At 71.6% G+C, this 23,513-nt stretch carries 13 protein-coding genes; 6 read left to right on the top strand and 7 right to left on the bottom strand.

Annotation, left to right across the window (positions count from 1 at the left end):
* The first annotated feature begins 501 nt into the window (after window positions 1–501).
* The 5 genes from WME83_RS22495 (at window position 502) to WME83_RS22475 (ending at window position 8,667) form a co-directional block, all read left to right on the top strand.
* Window positions 502–1,521: a hypothetical protein gene (locus tag WME83_RS22495; RefSeq protein ID WP_437321342.1), complete on the top strand. Its 1,020-nt coding sequence runs from the start codon at window positions 502–504 to the stop codon at window positions 1,519–1,521.
* Between the two features lie 292 nt (window positions 1,522–1,813).
* Window positions 1,814–3,274 carry an amidase gene (locus WME83_RS22490; RefSeq protein WP_437321341.1) on the top strand — a complete coding sequence of 487 codons (1,461 nt, stop codon included), beginning with the start codon at window positions 1,814–1,816 and terminating at the stop codon, window positions 3,272–3,274.
* Window positions 3,275–3,311: 37 nt separating this feature from the next.
* Window positions 3,312–4,511 carry a saccharopine dehydrogenase family protein gene (locus WME83_RS22485; RefSeq protein ID WP_437321340.1) on the top strand — a complete coding sequence of 400 codons (1,200 nt, stop codon included), beginning with the start codon at window positions 3,312–3,314 and terminating at the stop codon, window positions 4,509–4,511.
* Window positions 4,512–5,200: 689 nt separating this feature from the next.
* A complete protein-coding gene (locus WME83_RS22480) occupies window positions 5,201–7,990 on the top strand; it encodes an nSTAND1 domain-containing NTPase (protein ID WP_437321339.1) in 2,790 nt (929 codons plus the stop codon).
* Between the two features lie 83 nt (window positions 7,991–8,073).
* Window positions 8,074–8,667: a gamma-glutamylcyclotransferase gene (locus tag WME83_RS22475; RefSeq protein ID WP_437321338.1), complete on the top strand. Its 594-nt coding sequence runs from the start codon at window positions 8,074–8,076 to the stop codon at window positions 8,665–8,667.
* Between the two features lie 314 nt (window positions 8,668–8,981).
* Here the strand turns inward: WME83_RS22475 and gyrA are convergent, their stop codons facing one another.
* The 3 genes from gyrA to WME83_RS22460 form a co-directional block, all read right to left on the bottom strand.
* On the bottom strand, window positions 8,982–11,606 hold the full coding sequence (gene gyrA, locus WME83_RS22470; RefSeq protein ID WP_437321337.1) for a DNA gyrase subunit A: 2,625 nt from the start codon (window positions 11,604–11,606) through the stop codon (window positions 8,982–8,984).
* Window positions 11,607–11,858: 252 nt separating this feature from the next.
* Entirely contained in the window at window positions 11,859–12,980 is a 1,122-nt protein-coding gene (locus WME83_RS22465) for a hypothetical protein (protein WP_437321336.1), read from the bottom strand.
* 428 nt (window positions 12,981–13,408) lie between these two features.
* Window positions 13,409–14,134, bottom strand: a complete 726-nt coding sequence (locus WME83_RS22460) for a hypothetical protein (protein ID WP_437321335.1) — start codon at window positions 14,132–14,134, stop codon at window positions 13,409–13,411.
* A gap of 356 nt (window positions 14,135–14,490) precedes the next feature.
* Here WME83_RS22460 and WME83_RS22455 point away from each other — a divergent pair, with 356 nt between their 5' ends.
* On the top strand, window positions 14,491–16,122 hold the full coding sequence (locus tag WME83_RS22455; RefSeq protein ID WP_437321334.1) for a protein kinase domain-containing protein: 1,632 nt from the start codon (window positions 14,491–14,493) through the stop codon (window positions 16,120–16,122).
* 65 nt (window positions 16,123–16,187) lie between these two features.
* Here the strand turns inward: WME83_RS22455 and WME83_RS22450 are convergent, their stop codons facing one another.
* The 4 genes from WME83_RS22450 to WME83_RS22435 all read right to left on the bottom strand — a co-directional run bounded on the left by WME83_RS22450 (window position 16,188) and on the right by WME83_RS22435 (window position 23,128).
* Window positions 16,188–17,873, bottom strand: coding sequence for a mechanosensitive ion channel family protein (locus WME83_RS22450; protein ID WP_437321333.1), 1,686 nt, complete (start codon window positions 17,871–17,873; stop codon window positions 16,188–16,190).
* A 14-nt stretch (window positions 17,874–17,887) separates the two neighbouring features.
* The gene (locus tag WME83_RS22445) at window positions 17,888–19,288 is read right to left on the bottom strand and encodes a family 2B encapsulin nanocompartment shell protein (RefSeq protein ID WP_437321332.1); all 1,401 of its coding nucleotides are present in this window, start codon (window positions 19,286–19,288) and stop codon (window positions 17,888–17,890) included.
* A 96-nt stretch (window positions 19,289–19,384) separates the two neighbouring features.
* On the bottom strand, window positions 19,385–20,791 hold the full coding sequence (locus WME83_RS22440; protein ID WP_437321331.1) for a family 2B encapsulin nanocompartment shell protein: 1,407 nt from the start codon (window positions 20,789–20,791) through the stop codon (window positions 19,385–19,387).
* Between the two features lie 21 nt (window positions 20,792–20,812).
* Entirely contained in the window at window positions 20,813–23,128 is a 2,316-nt protein-coding gene (locus WME83_RS22435; RefSeq protein ID WP_437321330.1) for a family 2 encapsulin nanocompartment cargo protein terpene cyclase, read from the bottom strand.
* Window positions 23,129–23,513 lie beyond the last annotated feature (385 nt).

Genomic DNA, 23,513 nt, shown 5'->3' with positions numbered 1-23,513 from the left:
GGCGGTGCACGTCGACTTCTGCATAGCGTGAGTGCCTCTAGCTTGCAGAGCTGCTGCGTCGCGTCAAGTTGTTTCTTTACAGATCGCGTGTTTCTGCGGCATTTCGTGCAGTTTTTTGTTCGCGCAAGTTCGCGCACGCCCGCAGCGAGCGCGCGACGTTCCGCACGAACGCTCGCTGTCCGTGTCGCTCGCCGATGCGCCGCTCTCGCTCGCCGATGCGCCGCTCTCGTGGAGACGGCGCGACCGTGCGACTGCGCGACGGGGATGCGCGCAGTGTGCAGGGATGCGTCGCTCGATCGCGGCGCTCGGCGGGCCCTGCGCGGCGCATCGAGCGCGGCGCGCGCACCGCGCGCATCGCAGGGATCGCGCGGAGACGAGCGGATGCGGAGCCCCAGGGGAGGTGTGAGCAAACACCGGACCTCGTCTCGTGCGCGCCCGAAGTGCGGAGTGCTGCTTTGCACCGACTGCCGCCAGTTCGCGCGGCTCCACCATGGAACCGCCATGCAAGCGCATCGCGTGGCGCAGGCGCGCCCTGCCAGTCGAACGATCTCGCCCTGCGGTCGCCGGCGCCGCCGCGCGGCCTCTCCCGCCGCGATCGGGCTCGTCGCGCTGTGCAGCGCGCGGGCGGGCGCCGCCGCGGATCGCGTCGAGCCCGCGCGACGAGCGGAGGTCGCGGCGCTCGCGAGCGCCCAGCCCGCGCGGCCGCTGCCGCCCGCGCCGTCGCGCCCCGCGCCGTCGCGCCCCGGGCCGGGGCCGCGCGGCGCCGCGCCGCCCCGGACGCAGGCGCCGGCGGCCGCCAACCTGAGCACGTTCATCGAGGTCCGGGACGATTTCGTCTCGCGCGGCAAGAGCGGCTTCTTCAACGCCGCGGTGATCCGGGGGGACTACGCCTTCGACAGGAGCTTCTCGCTGCGCGCGGACGTGCCGTTCGCGGTCGTGAGCGGGGTCGATGGCCAGCGCGACGCGGGGCTCGGCGACGTCCTGATCCGGCCGCTCGTCCGCGCGATCGGCACGCCGCGGTACGCGCTCGTCCTCGGCTCGGATCTCATCCTCGACTCGGCGACGCGCCCCGCGCTGGGCTCGGGCAAGAACCAGGTCGCGCCCCTCGTTCAAGCGTACGTCCGCGTGGCGCGGCCCGCGCGGCTGGGGCTGCAGCTGCAGCACGCGGTCTCGTTCGGCGGCGATCCGCTGCGCGACGACATCCAGACGTCGGTGGTGCGGCCCTTCGCGATCGTCGAGCTGCCGCGCGGCTTCTGGGTGAGCCCGGACCAGAGCTTCCACTTCAACCACCGCGGCGCGCCCCGCGTCGTGTCGACGAGCGTGCTGGAGGTCGGCGCGGAGCTCAGCGATCGCGTGCAGGTGTACGTCGATCCCGGCGTCCAGGTCGACAGCCGCGGGGGGGTCGACTGGCTCCTGACCGGGGCCGTGCGGTGGGCCTTCCCGCAGCGGTCGCGGGGGCGCGCGGTCGCGGCCGCGCCGGCGCAGGGCGCGGCCCCAGCGGCGACCGCTTCGGGCGAGTAGCGGGCGGCGGTGGTCCGCGCGCCGCCGCGCCGCCGTGCGGGCGCGCTCAGCGGCGCGCGCGGCGGGGGCGGCGCGCGCGCGGCGGGGGGCGGCGCGCGCGGCGGGGGCGGCGACGGGGCCCGGCGAGGGCGGCGCGCGGCGCGCGTTCGGCGAGGGCCACGCGCGGCGCGCGCTCGGCGAGGGCCACGCGCGGCTGGCGCCGGGGAGGGCGGGTGGGCCATTGTCGAGCCCCGGGGCGGCCCCTTGACCCGGGTCGCCGTCCCGCGCCTGATCCCTTATCGCACCCACGCCCATGCTTTCACGAGATCCATTGCTCCTGCTCTCCGCCACCCGGCTGGCTGCGCTGATCCGCGCCCGGGCCGTGACGTCGGCCGAGGTCGTGGAGGCCCATATCCGGCACATCGAGCGCGTGAACCCGACGCTCAACGCGATGGTGGCGGACCGGTTCGACGCCGCCCGCGCCGAGGCGCGCGCCGCCGACGCGCTCCTCGATCGGGGCGACGCCGCCGCCGCGCCGCCGTTCCTCGGGGTCCCGTGCTCCATCAAGGAGAGCTTCGCCGTCGCGGGCATGCCGAACTCCGCGGGGCTCGTCGCCCGCGCCGGCGTGCGCGCGACGGAGGACGCGGTGACGGTCGCGCGCATGCGCGCCGCCGGCTTCATCCCGCTCGGCGTCACCAACGTCTCGGAGCTCTGCATGTGGATGGAGACGAACAACCGGCTCTACGGCCGGACGAACAACCCCTACGACCCGGCGCGCACCGCGGGCGGCAGCTCGGGCGGCGAGGCCGCGGTGGTCGGCGCGGGCGGCGCGCCGGTCGGGCTCGGCTCGGACATCGGCGGGTCCATCCGGATGCCCGCGTTCTTCAACGGCGTCTTCGGCCACAAGCCGACCGGCGGGCTCGTGCCGACGTCGGGCCAGTTCCCGCTGCCCGGCGAGCGCGGGCTCCGTTACATGACCACGGGGCCGATCGCGCGGCGCGCCGAGGACCTCATGCCGGTGCTCCGCGTCCTCGCGGGCCCCGACGCGCGCGACCCGGCCTGCGCGCCGCTGCCCCTCGGCGACCCGGCCTCGGTCGACCTCGGCGGGCTGACGGTGCTCTCGGTCGAGCACGACGGCGTGCGCCGGGTGAGCGGCGATCTCCTGGCCGCGCAGCAGCGGGCGGTGGAGGCGCTCGCCGCGCGCGGGGCCACGGTCCAGAAGGCGCGCATCGAGCTCCTCGCGCGGGCGCTCGACATCTGGACCGCGATGCTGGGCGTGGCCGGCGGCGTCACGTTCCGGGCGCTGCTCGGGGACGGCCGCCCGGTCAGCCTGCCGCGCGAGCTCGCCCGCTGGTCGCTCCGCCGCTCGGCGCACACGCTGCCCGCCCTCGGGCTCACGCTGCTCGAGGACGTCGGCCGGCTCGTCCCCTCGCGCATCGCGCGCGCCCTGGAGCTCGGCGAGGCGCTCCGCGCCGAGCTCGTGTCGCGCATCGGCGAGCGGGGCGTGATGCTCTACCCGTCGTACCCGCGGCCCGCGCCGCGGCACTACGCGCCGCTCTTGCCGCCCTTCCAGTGGACGTACACCGCGGTGCTCAACGTCATGGAGATGCCGGCGACGCAGGTCCCGCTCGGCCTCAACGCCGACGGGCTGCCGCTCGGCGTCCAGGTGGCGGCGATCCACGGCAACGATCACGTGACGATCGCCGTGGCGCAGCACCTGGAGCGCTCGTTCGGCGGCTGGGTCCCGCCGTCTCTCTCCTGGTGCCGACGGTGACGTTCCCGCCCGCGGTCGTGGTATCAAGGCTCCCCCCATGACCCTCGACCGCACGTACGATGTGATCGTCTACGGCGCGACCGGCTTCACCGGTCGCCTCGTCGCCGAGTATCTCGCCACCCGGGGCAAGGAAGCCTCCGCCCGGGACGACGCCTCGGCGCGACCCGCCCGCTTCGCGATCGCCGGCCGGAACGCGGGGCGCCTCGCCGAGGTGAAGGCGGCGCTGGAGGCGATCGATCCGGCCTGCGCCGCCGTGGGCGTCATCGAGGCGACCTCGGAGGACGCGGCGTCGCTCGAGCGCATGGCGAGCCAGGCGCGCGTGGTCATCACCACCGTGGGCCCGTACTCGAGCCGCGGCGAGCCGCTGGTCGAGGCGTGCATCCGCGCGGGCACCGACTACGCGGATCTCACCGGCGAGCCCGAGTTCGTCGATCGCCTCCTCGAGCGCCACCACGAGGCCGCCCGCGCGGCGGGCGTGAAGATCGTCAACTGCTGCGGCTTCGACAGCATCCCGCACGACCTCGGCGCGCTCTTCACGGTGACGAAGCTCCCCGCGGGCGAGCCGATCGCGGTGGAGGGCGTCGTGCGCGCGCACGGCAGCTTCTCCGGCGGCACGTGGCAGTCGGTGCTCGAGGTCATGGCGCGCGGCGGCCGCAGGCGGCGCGAGGCGCGCTCCGAGGAGGCGCGCGGCGGGCGGAAGGCGCGGGGGCTCAAGGGGCGCATCCGCTACGAGAAGGGGCTGCGCGCCTGGGTCTGCCCGTTGCCGAGCATCGATCCCGAGATCGTGCTGCGGAGCGCGCGGGAGCTCGACGTCTACGGCCCCGATTTCCAGTACGGGCACTACGTGCAGGTCAAGTCCGGGCTGCAGCTCGTGATCGGGATCGCCGGCTTCGGCGCCGTGGCGGCGCTCGCCAAGGTGGGGCCGACGCGGGACCTGCTCCGCAAGGTGCGCAGCCCGGGGGAAGGGCCGAGCGCCGAGGAGCGGGCGCGCGGCTGGTTCCAGGTGACCTTCCACGGCAAGAGCGCGTCGCGCAAGGTGGTGACGCGCGTGAGCGGCGGCGATCCCGGCTATTCGGAGACGGCGAAGATGGTGGCGGAGTCGGCGCTCTGCATGGCGTTCGACCGCGAGCGGCTGCCGGCGCGCGCCGGGGTCCTCACGCCGGCGGTGGCGATGGGGGAGCGGCTCATCGAGCGGCTGCAGGCGGCGGGGATCCGGTTCGAGCTGCTCGAGGGGTGAGCGCCGGCGGCGGTCCGAGGGAGATCGGCGCCGCTCTCAACGTACCTGGCGCTGCCCATCTCCATCGCACCGCGGCGGCCCGCCGCCGGCCACAGACATCGATCGAGGCCGCGAGCGCCCCGGCGCCCGCGCTCGGCGCGGAGGAGGGCAGTCGGAGGAACAGGCTCCATGACAGGCCGAGAAGCCGCGGCGCTCGCTCTCCGCCTTGCCGGCGGATCGCACGTTATCGACGCCCGCTCGACGCGCTCGACGCGCTCGACGCGCTCGACGCGCTCGACGCGCTCGACGCGCTCGACGCGCTCGACGCGCTCGACGCGCTCGACGCGCTCGACGCGCTCGACGCGCTCGACGCGCTCGACGCGCTCGACGCTCGACGCGACAGAGAGCGCGTGTCCCTGGTGGATTTCTCGATGTCAACGGCCCGTGACATTGTGAAACGCGGAGTCCCTGGGGTATCCTCGCGGGAAGTGACCGGCACCGAGGAGCACGGCCTTCGCGGGGAGGAGACGCTGACCCTGGCGCCGGGCCCGGGGGCAGGTCTGGCGAGCACCTCGACGACGGAATCGCCGGTCCTCGGCGCGGCGCCTCTCGGGCCCACCGAGCCCGCGCCGCGTCCGGAGGAGAGCCCCGCGAGCAGGACGGGCCCGCTGCGGCGATCCTCGACGGCGCAGGAGCCTTTCGGCCCGCCCATGTCGAGCCGGCAGGCCACAGGGCCGGCCATCCGCGCCGGGACCCTCATCGGGCATTACGAGCTCATTCGCGAGCTCGGCCGAGGGGGCATGGGCACCGTCTTCCTCGGCCGCGACGTCCGCCTGGGGCGCCTGGTGGGCATCAAGGTCGTCACGAGCCTGACCGGCGCCAGGCTCCAGCGGTTCCTTGTCGAGGCCCGCGCCACCGCGCTCTGCAAGCACGAGAACATCGTGACGATCCACGATGTGAACGAGCACGACGGATATCCGTACATGGTGCTCGAGTACATCGACGGCCAGAGCCTCCGCGCGTGGATGGATCAGCGCCGGCCGGCCGGCGCGGACGAGGCGGTCGCGACGGCGCCGGTGTCGGCGAGCGCCGCCGTCGAGATGATGGTGCCGGTGGTGCGCGCCCTGTCGTGCGCCCACAAGCTCGGCATCGTCCACCGCGATCTCAAGCCCGAGAACATCATGCTGGAGGCGTCCGGCGCCATCAAGGTGCTCGACTTCGGCATCGCCAAGCTGCTCGACACCGACGTCGCCGGCCCGGTCGATCGGGCGCCCATCTCGATCCGCACGACGCTGACGCGCGAGGGCGCGATGATGGGGACGATACCGTACATGTCCCCGGAGCAGTGGCTCGGGGAGGGGATCGACCACGCCAGCGACATCTGGGCCGTGGGCATCATGCTCTACGAGCTCGCCACCGGCGCGCACCCGCTCGCGCCGGTGACGGTGCACAGCCTCATGCAGGTCGCCCTGCTCGACCAGCCCATGCCCGAGCTCGACGGCGCGCGGCCGGAGCTCGGCGCGCTCGGCGGGATCATCGATCGCTGCCTCCGCAAGCGGAAGGCCGAGCGCACCGCCTCGGCGCAGCAGCTCCTCGCCGAGCTCCTGCCGCTCCTGCCCGGGCGCCACGAGATCGTCCTCGGGGCCGACGAGAGCCCCTTCGCGGGCCTGTCGGCGTTCCAGGAGGCCGACGCGGACCGCTTCTTCGGCCGCGCGGAGGACGTCGCCAGGATGGTGACGCGGCTGCGCAGCCAGCCGCTCCTCGCGATCGTCGGCGCGTCGGGCGTGGGCAAGTCGTCGCTCGTCCGGGCGGGGATCGTCCCGGCGCTCAAGCGATCGGGCGGAGGGTGGGAGTCGCTCATCCTCCGGCCGGGGCGCGAGCCCATGGCGGCGCTCGCCGAGCTGCTCAGCCACCCCTCCTTGCTGACGAGGGGCGGCTCGGAGCGGCCGGAGCCGCCGGGCGGCGACGCCTCGCGCGGGCGCATGCTCGTCGAGCGGCTGCGCGCCGAGCCGGGCTACCTCGGGGCCGAGCTGCGCGCGTGGGCGGCGCGGAAGCAGCGCCGCGTCGTGCTCTTCGTCGACCAGTTCGAGGAGCTCTACACGCTCTCGTGCGACGCCGGCGAGCGCGCCGCGTTCCTCTCGTGCCTCGGGGGCGTCGCGGACGACGCGTCCTCGCCCCTGCGCGTCATCCTCTCGATGCGGTCGGACTTCATCGAGCGGGTGGCCGAGGACAGGCATTTCATGGCGGCGGTGACGCGCGGGCTCGTGGTCCTGCCGCCCATCGGCCGCGCCGGGCTGCGCGAGGCGCTCACGAGGCCCGTCCAGGCGGCGCGGTACGAGATCGAGGACCCGGCGCTGGTCGAGGACATCCTCGACGTGCTGGAGACGACCCGCGGCGCGCTGCCGCTCTTGCAGTTCATGGCGGCGCGGTGGTGGGATCTGCGCGATCGCGAGCGCCGGCTCCTGACGCGGGCGAGCTACGAGGCGATCGGCGGCGTGGCCGGCACGCTCGCGAGCCACGCCGACACGGTGCTGGCCGGGATGAGCGTGCGCCAGGCGAAGCTCTGCCGGGCGGTGTTCGAGCGCCTGGTGACGCCCGAGCGCACGCGGGCCATCGCCAGCCTGCGGGAGATCCGCGAGCTGCCGGGGGAGCCGGACGAGATCGAGGGGGTGGTCCACGTCCTCTCGGACGCGCGGCTCCTGGCGGTCGAGACGGGGCGCGACGACGCCGGCAGCCGCGTGGAGATCGTGCACGAGTCGCTCATCGAGCGCTGGCCGACGCTGCAGCGCTGGCTCGACGAGAACCAGAAGGACGCGGCCTTCCTCGACAAGCTGCGCGTGGCGGCGCGGCAGTGGGAGTCGAGCGGCTGCGCCGACGACACCCTCTGGCGCGGCAAGATCGCCCAGGAGGCGCGCCGCTTCCGCGACAGGTACTATTATCAGGGCCAGTTGCCCGAGCGGGAGCAGCGGTATCTCGACGCCGTGCTCCGGCTGGCGAGCCAGGCGAAGCGCCGGCGGCGCACGCTGATCGCGGGCACGATGACGGGGCTCGCCCTGCTGGTCGCGATGGCCGCCCTGGGGATCATCAAGGTGGTCCGCCAGAACCAGGTCATCACCGCGCAGCTCGAGGAGATCCGCCAGACCGAGTACAACCTCGAGCAGGCGCTCGCGAACGAGCGGGCGGCCCGCGAGGCCGCCGAGCGGGCCCGGAGGAACACGGAGGACCAGCGGCGGCTGGCGGAGGTCCTGCAGAAGGAGGCCGAGGAGGCGCGGTACCGGGCCGAGTCCGCGGCCGAGCAGGCGCGGAAGGCGGCCCGGGACGCCCGGGCGGCGCGCGACATGGCGCGGGCGTCCGAGAGCGGGGCGCGCGACGCCGAGGCCAGGGCGAGCGCCGAGGAGCGGCGGGCCAAGGAGGCGGCCGAGCACGAGCGCCGCAGCCGGGAGGCGCTGGAGCAGCTGATCCAGCGATCGGTGGGGAACATCCGGGAGGATCTCCGCTAGCAGCCCGTGCAGGCCGCTTGGGGCGAGCCCTCCAGGCGAGCGCGGCGGTTCTGGCGGGCGGCGACGTTTGATAGGATGGTCTCGTGCATCGCGAGACCTGGATCTTCGGTTACGGCTCGCTGATCTGGCGGCCGGCGTTTCGATTCGAGCGGATGGCGCCCGGGTACATCACCGGCTGGGCGCGCCGGTTCTGGCAGGGCTCCACCGATCACCGGGGTGTTCCCGGGGCGCCGGGGCGGGTGGTCACGCTCATCCCTGCGCCGCTGGCGCGCTGCTGGGGGATGGCCTATCGGGTCGCCGCCGCCGACGTGGACGAGGTGCTCCGCGCGCTGGATCACCGCGAGAAGGGCGGATATGCGCGCTGCGACGTGCCGCTCTATTTGGCGGAGGAGACCCACGCGGAGAGCGCGCCTCGGGCGGCCATCGTGTATGTGGCCACGCCCGACAACCCGGATTACCTCGGCGAGGCGCCGCTGGCCGAGATTGCCGCGCAGGTGCTCGCGTCCCACGGGCCGAGCGGCTCCAACGTCGAGTACGTCCTTCGGCTCGCCGACGCGCTCGCGGCGATGAAGGCGACGGACGATCACGTGACCGAGCTCGCGCAGCTCGTCGGCCAGGGCTCCGTCGCCCGCGCGCCTCGCTCCGAGAGCCGCCCCGCGCCGGCCGTTGCGCCTTAAAGGCTTCTCGTCTCCCGCCTCCCGCCTCCCGCCTCCCGCCCCGTCTCCCGTCTCCCGTCTCCCGTCTTCCGTCTCCCGTCTTCCGTCTCCCGTGCTCGTCTTCGTGCGCGTGCGCGTGCGCGTGCGCGCTGACTCTGGGGAATCGCGCACGCGCACGCGCACGCGCACGAAGACGAGAGACGGGGACGAGAGACGGGGACGAGAGACGAAGACGAGAGACGAAGACGGGGACGAGAGACGAAGACGGGGACGAGAGACGAAGACGAAAGACGAAGCACCCAGGTCGTCTAACGTCAACCGAAGCGAAAACCGCTCTAGTTGACCTCTCCGCCCCCGTCTCCACCCGTGTGGTCCGCGACCCCGTTGGTCCCGTCGGCCCCCGCCGCCGGCGGCGTCGACCCTCCGCCGTCCTCGCCCTCGGTCGCGTCCGCCGCGAACGCCTCGACCGCGACCACCCGCTCGTCCTGCCCCACGTGCATGATCCGCACGCCCTGCGCGTTGCGCCCCGTCTCGCGGATCTCGCTCGCCTTCGTCCGGATCATCTGCCCGCGGTCGGTCACGATCAGCACCTCGTCGCTCGGGCTCACCATGGCCACGCCCACCACCGGCCCGTTCCGCTCGCTCGCGTCGATCAGGATCACGCCCTTGCCGCCGCGGCTCTGCAGCCGGAACTCCTCGAGCGGCGTCTGCTTGCCGTACCCGCGCTCGCACACCGCCAGCACCCGGTCGCGCCCGTCGCCGCTCACGCCGAGGCCCACCACCACGTCGCCCTCGTCGAGCTCGATGCCCTTCACGCCCATCGTCGCGCGGCCCGTCGGACGCACCTGATCCTCGGGGAAGCGGATGCTCATCCCGCTCCGCGTCGCGATCACGAGCTCGCGCTTGCCGTCGGTGAGCGCCGCCGTGAACAGCTGATCGCCCTCCTCGATCCGGACCCCGATGATCCCCTTGTCCCGGTAGTTCTCGTACTCGTTCAGCGCCGTCTTCTTGATCTGCCCCCGGCGGGTCAGCGTCACCACGTACGTCTCGCCGTCGAAGCTCGGCACCGGCGTGATCGCCGCGACCTTCTCCCCCGGCTCCATCCCGACGAAGTTCACGATCGCCCGGCCCTTCGCGTTCCGCGGCGCCTGCGGGATCTCGTAGACCTTCTTGACGAAGACCTTGCCCTTGTCGCTGAAGAAGAAGACGTACGAGTGCGTCGACGCCACGAAGAGCTGGCTCACCCAGTCCTCCTCGCGCGCCTCCATCCCCACCATCCCCTTGCCGCCGCGGCGCTGCGCCCGGTACGTCGAGGTCGGCGTCCGCTTCAGGTAGCCGGCGTGCGAGATGGTCACGACCATGTCCTCTTCCTGGATCAGGTCCTCCATCTGGATCTCGGCCTCGGCCGGCACGATCTCGGTGCGCCGCTTGTCGCCGAAGCGCGCCTTGATCTCCTCGAGCTCCATCACGATCACGTTCATGAGCAGCCCCATGTCCGCGAGGATCGCCCGCAGCCGCTCGATCGTCTGCGACAGCTCGCCGTACTCCTTCGCGAGCTTCTCCCGCTCGAGGCCGGTCAGGCGCGACAGCCGCATCTCGAGGATCGCCTTGGCCTGCCGCTCCGACAGGAAGTAGTCGCCGCGCGTGTCGGCCTCGGCGCACTCGGGCTCCGGCCGGCCGGCGCGCCGCAGGAACTCGCCGAGCCCGCGGAGCGGCAGCCTCTGCAGGTTCTCCCGCGCCTCGTCCGTGTCGCTCGACGCCCGGATCGTCGCGACGATGCGATCGATGTCGCTCGTCGCCATCCCGAGCCCCTCGACGAGCTCGCGCTGCGATTCCGCCTGCCGCAGCTCGAAGCGGCAGCGCCGCGTCACGACCTCGCGCCGGTGCTCGATGAAGTGCGAGAGCGTGTCCTTCAGGCTCAGCACCGCCGGGCGCCCGTTCGCGATCGACAGGTTGATGACCCCGAACGTCGCCTGGAGATCCGTCAGCCGGTAGAGCTGGTTCAGGACCACCTGCGGGAAGATGTCCTTCTTCAGCTCGACGACGATCCGCATCCCCTCGCGATCGCTCTCGTCGCGCACCTCGCTGATCCCCTCGATGCGCTTCTCCTTCATGCACTCGGCGATCTTCGCGACCAGCCGGGCCTTGTTCACCTGGTAGGGGATCTCGGTGAACACGAGCTGCTCGCGGTCGCCCTTCATCGTCTTCTCGACCTGGCTGCGCCCGCGCATCGTGATCGAGCCGCGGCCGGTCGTGTACGCCTGCACGATCCCGCTCTTGCCGTAGATGAGCCCGCCGGTCGGGAAATCGGGGCCCGGCACCAGGTGGAGCAGCTCCTCCAGCGTGATGTCGGGGTTGCGGATGATGGCGATCGTCGCGTCGATGATCTCGCCGAGGTTGTGCGGCGGGATGTTCGTCGCCATGCCGACGGCGATGCCGCCCGAGCCGTTGACGAGCAGCTGCGGGAACTTCGCCGGCAGCACGCTCGGCTCGAGCTCCGAGTCGTCGTAGTTCGGGACGAAGTCGACCGTGTCCTTGTCGAGATCGGCGAGCAGCTCGACCGCCATGCGGGACAGGCGCGACTCCGTGTACCGCATGGCCGCGGGCGAGTCGCCGTCGATCGAGCCGTAGTTGCCCTGCCCGTCGATGAGCGGGTAGCGCAGGCTGAAGGTCTGCCCCATGCGGACGAGCGCGTCGTAGACCGCGAGATCGCCGTGGGGGTGGTACTTGCCGAGGACGTCTCCGACGACGCGCGCGCACTTCTTGTGCGCGCCGGTGGGGCCGATCTTCTGCTCGTTCATCGAGTAGAGGATCCGGCGGTGCACCGGCTTCAGGCCGTCGCGCACGTCCGGGATCGCGCGGCCGATGATCACGCTCATCGCGTAGTCGAGGTAGCTCGTCCGGAGCTCGTCCTGGATGCTGACCGGAACCTTCTGCTGGATGTTCGACGTCTCTTCCATGGGATCTGCACCCGAGGCGCGGGGCGGGCGCGGCGCGCGCGGCCCCGTTGTAGAGGCCCGTCACAGCGCGGCTCGAGCGTCGAGCGGGGCGGCAGAGGCGTCTCAGGCCTCGATCGGCGAGCGACGAGGTCGAATCCGGCCTCCGCCGCTCGCCCTTGACCCGCGCTGTTCAGGGGATGCGACGGATGCGTTCAGGTACTCCAAGGGGCAGGCCGGCGCAAAGGGTTTGCCGGCCCCTGGACGTCGCTCCGGTCAGGGGGCGGCGCACGCCCCGGCGTGACGGCGCGCGCACGCGGCGCGCGTGGTCGCGCCGGGGCGGACCTCGCCGCTGCAGTCGGCGCACAGCACCGGCGCCCCCTTCGCGTCGAGCACGTCGACGTCCGTCGTGTACGCGCCCGGGGGGAGGGCCGAGAGGCGCGCGCGCTCGCCGCAGGGCACGGGGCCGACGTGGGGGGGCTCCTCCGTCCCGGGCTGCTCGCCCTGGGGTCGCGGCTCGGTCGCCGTGTAGCTGGCCGCGCCGGCCCCGCAGGCGAGCTGTTCCGCCTCGAGGAGCGCGCCGAGGTCGAGCTCGAGCGCTCCCGTGTCGGACAGCGGATCGCAGGTCGCGGTCGCCGTGACGCCCGCGCTCGCCGCGGCGAAGCAGCGCGACCCGAACAGGACATCGCCCGCGGCGTTCTTCGCTTCCAGGCGGAAGACGTGGGCCCCTGCCGGGGCGGCGCCGAGGTCGTAGACGATGGGCTCGGCCGGCGGGCAGCCGACGCCGAGCACCGGCAGGAGCGCGCCGTCCTGGGGGAGGACGTCGAACGACGCGATCTCCCGGTCGCCGGCCCCGCAGCGCAGCGCGCCGAGCGCGCTCGCCGGGTCGAGCACGATGGCCGCGCGCTGCGTGTCGTCGGGGCCGGAGACCGCGGCGCACCCCTGGACGACGACGTTGACGCCCGTCTTCGCCACGAGCTTGCCGGCGTCGTCCGCGGCGTCGGGGCCGGGGCACGCCCACGTCCAGCGCGGCGCGACCGGGGCGCCGTCGACGAGCATGTGGGGGCTCCCGGAGGTCTCGTCGCCGACGGGGGTGAGCTCCTCGGCGTACTGCGCGTAGCCGTCGATCCTGGCCGTGTACTCGTGCCCCTCGACGACGTAGGTGAACGACACGCGCGACGAGCAGGGGACCGGCGGCGACGAGGGGAGGGTGAACGGACCGCCCTCCGCGCTCTCGTCCGTGAGGGTGGCGACGTAGCTGCGGATCGCCCCCGGCTCGTTCGAGCACCGCACGTCGCCCAGGAAGGCGAGCGGGTCGAGGGCGAGCGAGGTCTGGATCTGCCCGCCGTCGTCGTCGTCGTCGCTGCTCCCGCTGGTGCAGGCCGCGAGCGCGAGCACGGCGAGCGCCAGGGCGCGCCGGCCGGGCCAGGGCTGCGGGGAGAGCCCGCCTTCGCGATCCGCACCGGACGAGGTTCCACAACCAGCTCGAGCTCGGCCCATCGGCAGGGGGCACTAGTCCAAGCCGGGGAACGGCGCCACATGAAACGCGGCCCGCCCCGCGCGGGGAGGGCGCCGGCCGTTGCAAGGCTTGAGGCAAGCGTTGAGACGGGCGACTCGGGGACCGAGCGGGCCATTTCAAGCGTTGAGATGGGCGACTCGGCGGCCGAGTGGGCCTTTTCAAGGCTGGAATTGTGCGACTCGGCGGCCGAGTGGGGCGTTTCAACGCTTGAATTGTGCGACTCGGGGGCCGAGTGGGCCCATTCGAGCGTTGAGATGGGCGGCTTGCGGAGCGGATCGAGCGAGACGCGCGTCGTGGGCCCGAAGAACTAGGGATCAGGAGTGCCGCCAGCGCCGTCACTGGCACCGCCGGCGCCTCCGCCGCCGTCACCGCCAGCGCCGGCGCCTCCACTGCCGCCGTCACTCGCACCGCCGGCGCCACCGCCGCCGCCTTCACCATCGGCGCCGGCGCCTCCGCCGCCGCCGTTCCCCCCGCCTTCACCGCCAGCGCCGGCGCTTCCGCCGCCGCCATCGCCCGCGCCGCCGCCCGCGTCGGGCGGCCTGACCACGAACGCGCAGGCCTTCAGCGCATGAGCTCGCTCGGTGATCACCTCGCACGGGCTGAGCGCGCCATCGGCGCCGTCCGCGGGCGGCGCAGCGGAGCACTCCGCCATGGAAGCGACGTTGTCGGCGGCGCACTTGCGCGTCGCGCCGATGGCATCGACGCAGGCCTGGATCTGGCTTGCCGTCGGCTCCGGCGCGGGGTTGTCTTCGGTGCCGGCGTTCTCGATGCCGTGGAGGCACTGGTCCCAGACGAACTCGACGCAGGCGTCGACCTTCTCGTCGGCATCGGCCGAGCCGACCCACGCCGGGCACGCGGCGGCGGCCTCGCACCGGGCCGTCTCGATCTGCCGGCAGGCGTCGATGCCCACGGCGGCGGTGCCGCAGCTCTGGATGGCGAGGGTCACGGCCCCGAGGCCGAGCGACACGGCCGCGACCCACGTTGCGGAGCTCCGCCTCGCGGCGGAGAGGACGGCGAGCGCAGACGAACCCACCCGGCCGAGCTACCACGTGGCCGCCGGGGGCGTCGAGTTTTCCGCCGCCCACCACCCCGCAGGGAGCGCGACCGCCGTGCCCGCGACGGCGCCGCCGCCCGCACGCCGGCTCGCGTCCATGGCGCAATCAGGGCGCAATCAGGGCGCAAACAGGGCGCAAACAGGGCTCAACCGAGCCGACTCGGCCGCAGCGCCGGGCCCCCGCGCCCCGGCGACGAGCGCCGCGTCTCCGCGACGAGGGCCGCGCCTCCGCGAGCGCCTCCGCGACGACGGCCGCGGCGCGGCGCCGCGCTCGTCGCGAACGGTGCCCGGCCCGGGCCCCGTCCGATCTATGCTCCTGTGGCCTCGATCTCCCGATGGATCCGCCGAGCCTCGCGCAGCTCCGACCCGACACGCTTTTCCACGCGCGATACCGCGTGGTCCGCTCGATCAAGGCGGGCGGGATGGGGGCGGTGTACGAGGTCGTCGACGAGGTCACCGACCGCCGCCGCGCGCTCAAGGTGATGCTCCCGGGCTCCATCCAGGACCCCGGCATGCGCGCCCGGTTCGCCCAGGAAGCCAAGATCACCGGCGCGATCGAGAGCGATCACATCGTCCCGGTCTCCGACGCCGGCATCGACGCCGACTCCGGGATGCCCTTCCTCGTCATGGACCTGCTCCAGGGCGAGGAGCTCGCGAGCCTGTCGGCGCGCCGCGGCCCGCTGCCGCCGGCGGAGGTGGTGCTCTACCTCTCCCAGGTCGCGCGGGCGCTCGACAAGATGCACGCGGCGGCGATCGTCCATCGCGACCTCAAGCCGGCGAACCTCTTCTTGACGCGGCGGGACGACGGCTCCCCGTGCGTCAAGGTCCTCGATTTCGGCCTGGCGAAGATCGCGGCGCAGAGCAGCATGGCGGACCGCACCGCGATCCTCGGGACGCCGCTCTACATGGCGCCCGAGCAGATCCGCGGCGACGGCGCCGTCGGGCCGAAGGCCGACATCCACGCGCTGGCGCACGTGGCCTTCACGCTGCTCGTGGGCAGCCCCTACTGGCTGACCGAGGCCAACGTCCTGCCCTCGGTCTTCGCGCTCCTCCAGCGGATGGCGGCGGGGCTGCCCGAGCCCGCGAGCGCCCGCGCCGCGCGGCGCCGCAGCGCGCGGCTGCCGCCCGCCTTCGACGCCTGGTTCCAGCAGGCGACCGCGATCGATCCGAGGGACCGGTTCGATCGCGCCACCACGGCCGTCACCCAGATGGCCGAGGCCCTCGGCGCGTCCGCGCCGTCGAGCCCGCCCCCCACGCCGGTTCCGCCCACGGGCCCGCCGCCGTCGTCGCGCCGCAGCCTCGATCTCGACGACCGGCGCGCCCGCGCCGTCGAGCCCGAGTCGCGCCGCAGCCTCGATTTCGACGACCGGCGCGCCCGCGCCGTCGAGCCCGAGTCGCGCCGCAGCCTCGATTTCGACGACCGGCGCGCCCGCGCCGTCGAGCCCGATCCCGGGCCGAAGCCTCAGGACGCCGCGCTGAAGCTCGCGGGCGACGCGCGGCACCGCGACGAGGATCTCGCCGAGGTCGTCCACGAGGAGCGGCTCCGGGCCTTCCTCAAGAAGGAGGTCCAGCGCGCCCGGGAGCAGCGGCCCCGGCGGCTGTCCCTGCTGCTGCTCGGCGTGGACGGCCTCCAGGAGGTCGAGGAGAACCACGGGCGGGCGGCGGTCGACCGCATCCTCAACGACCTCGCGCGCGTGGTCCGCGTCTACGTGCCCGAGGGCGGGCTGCTCGGGCGGTACCGCCGCGATCTCCTCGCGATCGTCCGCCCCGGGATCGGCCGGACGCGGGCGTCCGCGTTCGCGAAGGTGCTCGGCGAGAAGGTGCGCCAGCACCGGTTCCGGCGCATCCCGTCGATGCCCTTCCGGATGACCCTCCGGATCGGCGTCGCCCACCTCGAGGAGGACGACACGACCGCGCACGATCTGCTCGAGCGCGCGACGCGGGACCTCCTCGAGCGGGGCGAGTGAGCGCCCGGCGGGATCCCCGCGGCTCATGCTCGGGATGAGCCCGACCACGCGAGACGAACCGCTCGTCAGTCGTCGTTCGCGGGCGAGAAAGGCATGACGGGCGCGGATTCCTCGATTTCTCGCCTCGGCGGGTTCTTGACGGAAAGCGTGCTGTCGATGAGGACGGCTCGGCGCGGGCGCGGCGCGCTGACCTGAGCTTTGCAGAGCTCCTCCACGACGCGGCCGCGCAGCGCGTCGTTCACTTCCTTGTTCTTGCCGGGCGGCACGCGCGCGCTGATACGCAGGACGATCGATCCCTCGTTGAGCTCCTCCACGCCGACGTCCACCTGCCCCGGAGCGCCCGTCTGCAGTTCGACCTCCTTCTCGGCGACCCTCGCGAGGAGCTCACGCACCCGCTGAACGTCCTCCTCGTAAGGCACGTGCACGTCGACCACCGCGTTCACGTAGGTTCGCGAATGGTTCGCGACCTTGCGCACCTCGCCGTTCGGGATCGAATGGAGCACGCCGGTCTCGTCGCGGATCTTCGTGATACGAACGCCGATCTCCTCCACGCGCCCCTGGATGCCGCCGATTTCGACGAGATCCCCGACGAGGAGCAGGTTCTCGAAGAGGATGAAGAAGCCGGCCACGATGTCGCCCACGAACGTCTGCGCGCCGAAGCCGATGGCCACGCCGATGACGCCGGCGCCGGCGAGCAGCGGCGTGGGATCGACGGACGCCTCGCGCAGGCCCAGCACGAGAGCCGAGAAGTAAATCGCGTACCGCACGAAGCCCATGGCCACAGGGACCAGGGTTTTTCGCTGCTGGAGCGTCTGGGGGTTCTCCTCCGCCACCTTCCCGAGGAAGAGGTCGTTGATGAGGAGCACGCAGATCTCGACGAGGACCCGGCTCGCATAAACGATCGCGATGATCCGGAGCCCGACCCGCCCCGCCTGCGAGAGCCACGTGTCGGGTGTGAGCGCGTCCGCGACCCACGTCGCCGCCGTGATGTACACGCAATAATCGACGACGCGCTTCGTGATCCCGAGCAGGTGCGACAGGTTCCCGAGGTACCTGAGCGGGCTCTCGACGCGGGCGAGCCTCGTGGAGTTGTCGAAGATGACGTCGAGGAGGAGGTATCCGATCCCCGTCGCGAGGCGGCTCACGTAAAACGCGCCCAGCGTGTAGCTGGCGAGCAATACGGCGCGCTGGGGCCCCGGCCCGAGCGCGAGCTTCTCGGTGAGGACGACCGCGGCGGCGCCGAGGACGACCACGCGGAGCGCCTTGCGCAGGCGTATCGTGACCTCTGCGACCGGCTCGCGCCGCTTCTCCAGCCAGTCCGAGCGCGCGACCGCCTTTCCCAGCGCGTCGGCGAGCCCCCGGGCGAGGGCGTCGACGAAGAGCGCGCCGACGACGATGCCGAGCGCGGTGAGCAACCGCATCTTGGCGAGCGCAGGCTCGTCTCCGACGAGCCCGACGAGCGCGCTCTTCACCACGTCGAGGGCGCGAATTCCGCGAACCATGGCGAACGCCGCGCCGCCCATGAGCACGGCCCCGACGAGCGCGACCCAGACGAGCGCGCGGCGACGGACGCGACGCCGGAACGACTTGCGCTCGTCCGCCGTGACGTGCTCCAGCGTCGGCGAGCGCAAGACGAAAGCGTAGCCCCGATGAATCAGCCTGACCACGAGCTCCGAGAGGAGCAGGAGCACCACGATCGCGATGCACAGCGCGACGAGGTTGTGGAGGAGCAGGTCGAGATGCAGCGTCATCGAGGCTGACGAGCCTACCGCCCGATCTGGACGTTCTCAAGGACGCCGAGAGCGTCGGGCACCAGCACAGCGGCGGAGTAGTACGTGCTCACGAGGTACGAGCTGATGGCCTTCGGGTCGGTCTCCATCTTGCGGGCCGAGACACCGGGCTCGATCTCCTCGGGGAGGCCCGTGCGGTGGAGTCCGATGACGCCCTGATGCTCCTGCCCCGTGCGCATGACGAGAATGGAGCTCGTGTCGTCCCCGTTGATCGGGATCTTGTCGCAAGGCAGGATCGGGACGCCGCGCCACGCCGTGACTCTCGTGCCGGAGAGCACGACGCTGGTCGGGTAGACGCCGCGGCGACTGCACTCCCGGTGGAAGGCGGCGATCGTGCGCGGGTGCGCCAGGAAGAACTGCGACTTGCGGCGCCGGCAGAGGAGCTCGTCCATGTCGTCGGGCGTCGGGCGGCCGCTCCGGGGATGGAGGCGCTGCTTCAGGTCGGCGTTGTGCAGGAGGCCGAAGTCGCGGTTGTTGATGAGCTCGTGCTCCTGCCGCTCGCGCAGGGCCTCGACGGTCAGGCGGAGCTGCTCCTGGAGCTGATCCATCGGATCGTTGAAGAGATCCGAGACGCGCGTGTGGAGCCGGAGGACCGTCTGCGCGACGCTGAGCTCGTATTCACGCGGCGCGGCCTCATAATCGACGAACGTCCCCGGGAGCGCGCGCTCGCCCTTGTGACCCGCGGTGATCGCGATCGCCGCCTGTCCGAGCTTGTCCTGCGGCTTCTTCAGCCGCTCCTTGAGCGACTCGACGTGCGCGCGGAGCGCCGGGGATCGCGAGATCAGCTCCTCGAAGGCGCGCTGCGGCAGCTCGAGGACGATGCACGGCGTGACGGCCTTGACCGAATACGTCCAGACGTCGTTCGATTCGATGACGGACTGATCCCCGAAATGGTCCCCGTCCGCGAGGACGTCGAGGATCGTGTCGGCGCCGTACTTGCCGGCGCCGAGCTTCTGGGCCTTCCCGTGCGCGAGCAGGAAGATCGTCTCCGCGGGTTTTCCGCGCTCGGCGATCAGCGCGCCGGGCTTGTACTCCCGCTGGATGAACCGGCTCGCCAGGGCGTCGAGCACGGCGTCGTCCGAGAAGCCTTGCAAGAGCGGCAATTCGCAGAGCTCCTGCGGGATCACCTGCACGTTCGCCCCGATGTTGCCGAAGCTCAACCGCCCGTCGCCGATGGCATAACTCAGGCGGCGGTTCACGCGATACGTGCCGCCCGTGACCTCGATCCAGGGCAAGACCCGCAAGAGCCACCGGGACGTGATCCCCTGCATCTGCGGATGCGACTTGGTCGTCGTCGCGAGCTTTCGCGCCCCCAGCGTCCCGAGGCTCGAACGCTCTACCTCGTTCCCCATCCCAGGTGTTTCGGCGTTTGCCATGATGTGCCTTTCCTTCTGCGCGCTTCGGAGAGCAGAGCGCTCCGCGTATCCCCCGCGTTTGTGCGGGGCACACGCGGAGCGCCTACCGCTCGCGGCTCATTCGTAGGCGCGTCCGATCTCGACGCTCTCCAGGACGCCGAGCGCGTCGGGGACCAGCACGGCCGCCGAGTAATAGAGGCTGACGAGGTACGACATGATGGCCTTCTCGTTGATCCCCATGAAGCGCACGTTGAGGCTCGGCTCGACCTCGTCCGGAATGCCGGCGTGGTGCAGGCCGATGACGCCCTGGTTCTTCTCGCCCGCGCGCACGAGCAGGATCGAGGTCGTCCGCGTCTCCGAGATCGGGATCTTGTTGCACGGGAAGATCGGCACGCCGCGCCACGCCGGGACGTGGTTGCCGTTCACCTCGACGCTCTGCGGATAGATGCCGAGGCGGCTGCACTCCTGGCCGAACGCCGCAATGGCGCGCGGGGGCGCGAGGAAGAACGACGGCTCCCTCCAGACCCTGGCGAGGAGCTCGTCCATGTCGTTCGGCGTCGGGGGGCCGCTGTGGGTGTGGATGCGCTGCTTCAGGTCGGCGTTGTGCAGGAGGCCGAACTCGCGGTTGTTGATGAGCTCGTGCTCCTGGGTCTCCTTCAGGGCCTCGATGGTCAGGCGGAGCTGGTGCTCCGTCTGGTTCATCGGCTCATTGAACAGATCCGCGACGCGCGTGTGGATCTGGAGCACGGTCTGCGCCACGCTGAGCTCGTACTCGCGGGGCGAGGTATCGTAATCGACGAACGTGCCGGGGAGGACGGGCTCGCCGGAGTGGCCCGCCGCGATTTCGATCGCCGCCTCGCCCGTGTTGTCCTGCTTCTTCGTCGCGAGCGCCTTGAAGTTCTCGAGGTGCTGCTTCAGCGACGGGTACTGGGCGACGAGCTCCTCGAAGACGTTCTGCTGGAGCGTCAGCACCGTGACCGCCGTGACGGCCTTGGCCGTGAACGTCCAGTAATCCTGCGTCTCCAGGAGCGCCTGGTAGCTGTAATGATCGCCGTCCGCGAGGACCGCGAGCACCGTCTCATCGCCGTACTTGCCCGCGCCGATCTTGTTGATCTTGCCGTGCGCGATGAGGCAGATGTGATCGGCCTCCTTGCCGCGCTCGGAGATGACGTCGCCGGGCTTGTATTCACGCTGCACGAAGCGGTTCGCCAGCGCGGTGAGGACCTCGACGTCCTCGTAACCGCGGAGGAGCGGCAGCTCACAGAGCTCCTGCGGGATGACGTGGATCTTCGCGCCGGTGCTCGTGAACGTCACGCGCCCGTCGCCCACCGCATAGCTCAGGCGGCGGTTCACGCGGTATACGCCGTTGACGTGCACCCACGGCAGGAGCTTGAGCAGCCACCGCGACGAGATGCCCTGCATCTGCGGCGCCGACTTGGTCGTCGTGGCGAGCTGCCTCGCGGCCGCCGTCGCGAGGCTGGTCTGCTGCTGATCGATCGAACCCAAATTCCCTGAGATAGACATGAGTCCCTCTTTCCCGGACGGTTAGGACCGCCCGTGCTTCGCCGGCACGGACCGGGCCGTACCCATCGAAAGATCCGCCTTCGCAGCAGGAGCCGCGGCACCGGCTTTTCCGGCGCCGAAGAAGCTGCTGATACGCGCCGCAGAGGCGCCAAACCCACGCGCGCCCTCGATCGCCCGTTCGATCGGGTGGCGCTCGAGCTCCGCGTCCACGTACCGGCTCGTCGCGACGTGCCAGTTGAGGACGCCAGCCATGTACGATCGTTGCTTCTCGACGTATCCGAGCACGGCCTCGCGGGCCGCCTTGTCGAGGTCGAATTCATCGAGGATGCGGGGCAGCTCGGTCGCGACGATGTGCTCGAACTCCAGCACACGCGCCGTGATCAGGTCATTGACGACCTCCTTGGCCCGCTGCGCGTCGCATTCGAGGAACCGCTCGACGACCAGCACGAGGTTGCTGAGCTCGCCCTCGAACTCGATCTCCTTGCGGTACGAATAGAGATCGTTGATCCACCCGCCCACGTCGGCGGTGGTGTTGTCGAGCCCTCGCATCGTCCGCGTGCGGAAGACCTCGGCCGGGACCACGTCGCCGAGCGTGAGCTTGGACAGGCCCATCGTGAGATCGGCGCCGAACGTCTTGCGGCGCATCTCGACGTAATCGACCGGATCCGGGATCCGGTTCTGGGTCTGGTTCAGGAGCTCCCAGAGCCAGCTCCCGGTCATGTTCTCGATGCTGCGGCGGAGCGTCTGCCGCGACCTCATCGACATGGGGGAAGCTGTGCGGATCCAGAGATCCAGCAGGCCGCTCTCCACCGGGTTCTCGGGCGCCGGGGCGCCCGCGCAGTCGAGGGGCATGAACATCGAGAGCCGCGCGTTGAACCGTTTCGCGCCCGCCATGTCCCGCGTCGCGCCGAACACCAGCGGGAAGTAATCGTCGCCGTACGTCCCCCAAGTCAGCCAACCCGAGCTCAGATCGAGCTCGTGCGGGGACGCGTCCGGGTGAATCCCCGCGGCGCAGATGGGAAAATCGAAGCCGATGAACCTGCGCTCGTCCCAGATCCCGGAGCCGAAGACGCCCGGCACCACGTCGAGCATCGCGAACTTGCGGGCCCACTCGAGGGTGTTCCGGCGCGCCGCGGGCAGGTGTGGGCTCAAGCGGAGCTTGAATGGCATGTAGATCTTCGGGAGCGGCATCCTGCCCACGGGCCGGAACGGGGCGTGGGTGAGGGTCTTGAGCCGCTGCAAACCCAGGGCGCCGGGGGTGAGCCTGATCCGGAACGCCGAGGTGCCGAGCCCCGTCGGCGCCCCGAGGAAATCGGGGGCGCTCGCGGATTTGTCCGCGTTTTCGTTCATGTAGCGGCTCGATCGCATGTGCCATTCGTGGCCGCCGGACTGCCAATCCTGCAGCCCCTTCACATACTTGGCGACGTCGAGGGTTTGGGCCGGCGTCAGCCCGTACTCCACGCAGAGCGCCGGCACCTCGACGAGCGCCGTGTTCTCGAACTGCTGGAGCCGCGACGTCAGGATCTCGTTCGTCAAATCGGCTGCTTTTTGCGTCGGGACGCCGAGGAAACGCTCGAGGACGAGCACGCAGTTGGCGTTTTCCCCTTCGTCCTCGACCTCCCGCTGGTACGAGAACAGGTCATTGCGCAGGTGGACGCCGTCCGAGAACGTGTCGCGCAGGACCTCGAGGGGGCGCGTCGCGGCGACGGCGGCCGGGACCTCGGCGCCCACGGCGAGCTCGACGAGGCCCGCGGACCAGGGCGCGCCGCCGACCTTGCGGCGCATCTCGATGTATTCGACCGGGTTCGCGACGCGGTTCTCCTGGATGTTGGCGAGCTCCCACATGCATTCGAGCAGCAGGTTCTTCGTCGCCTCGAGGAAACGCGCGCGCCAGTGGACCGAGGTGAGCGGGACGGTCCGCGCCCAGAGGTCCGCGAGCGCGCGCTCGACCACGTTCGTCGGCTCCGGCGGCGTCCCCGTGGGCACGACGGGCATGAAGAGCGGCAGGCGATCGAGGTACGCCTTCGCGCCGCGCATGTCCCTGGTGCGCTTGTAGATTTCGAGGAAATGATCGTCGAAGAAGAACACCCAGACATACCAATCCGTGATCAGATTGAGCTCGGGCGCGGGCGCGTCGGGGTGGGTGTACGCGCAGAGCAGCGCGTAGTCGTGCGCGTCGAGGTCGCTCTCGGTCCAGATGGGTTTTCCTTGCGGGGTCTCCTCCAGGATACCCATCTCATAGGACCAGCCCTTGGTATGCGCGCGCGCACCTTCGAGGTGCGGATTGATGCGCGCCGGATACGGCATGTAGAAGTCGGGCAGCGTGAAAGGTTGCATGTTCGCTGACTTCTCTCGTGCGTCGTCGATAGGGGCGACGCGGGGCGACCTGAATGTCTTCGGCGGTGTGTATCCCGGCGTAGCTCGGCCGCTCGCACGCAGACGTGCGACGACGAGTTTTTAGGGCTTGTCCATACAGGCCGATCGGGATTTTTCGTACGGGCGCTTCTAGGATAGCTCAGCGGCTTCGACCAAATAAGTTGGTGACCAGCCCCAGACCGCGTTAGCTCCAAAACTGCTGCTTGATGCGGAACCGCTCGGGCGCCACGACCGCGGCGACCACGAGCGTCGCGCGGATCGGTCCCAGCCCTGCCACGTGACTCGGAGCCGAGCTCCGTCCGACGCTCGTCGATGCACGCACGGAGCTATCCGCGGTCGCCCCCTC

The sequence above is a fragment of the Sorangium sp. So ce385 genome (assembly GCF_051474135.1).
Classification (GTDB): Bacteria; Myxococcota_A; Polyangia; order Polyangiales; family Polyangiaceae; genus Sorangium; species Sorangium cellulosum_D.
This window is presented reverse-complemented; position numbering and strand designations above follow the sequence as displayed.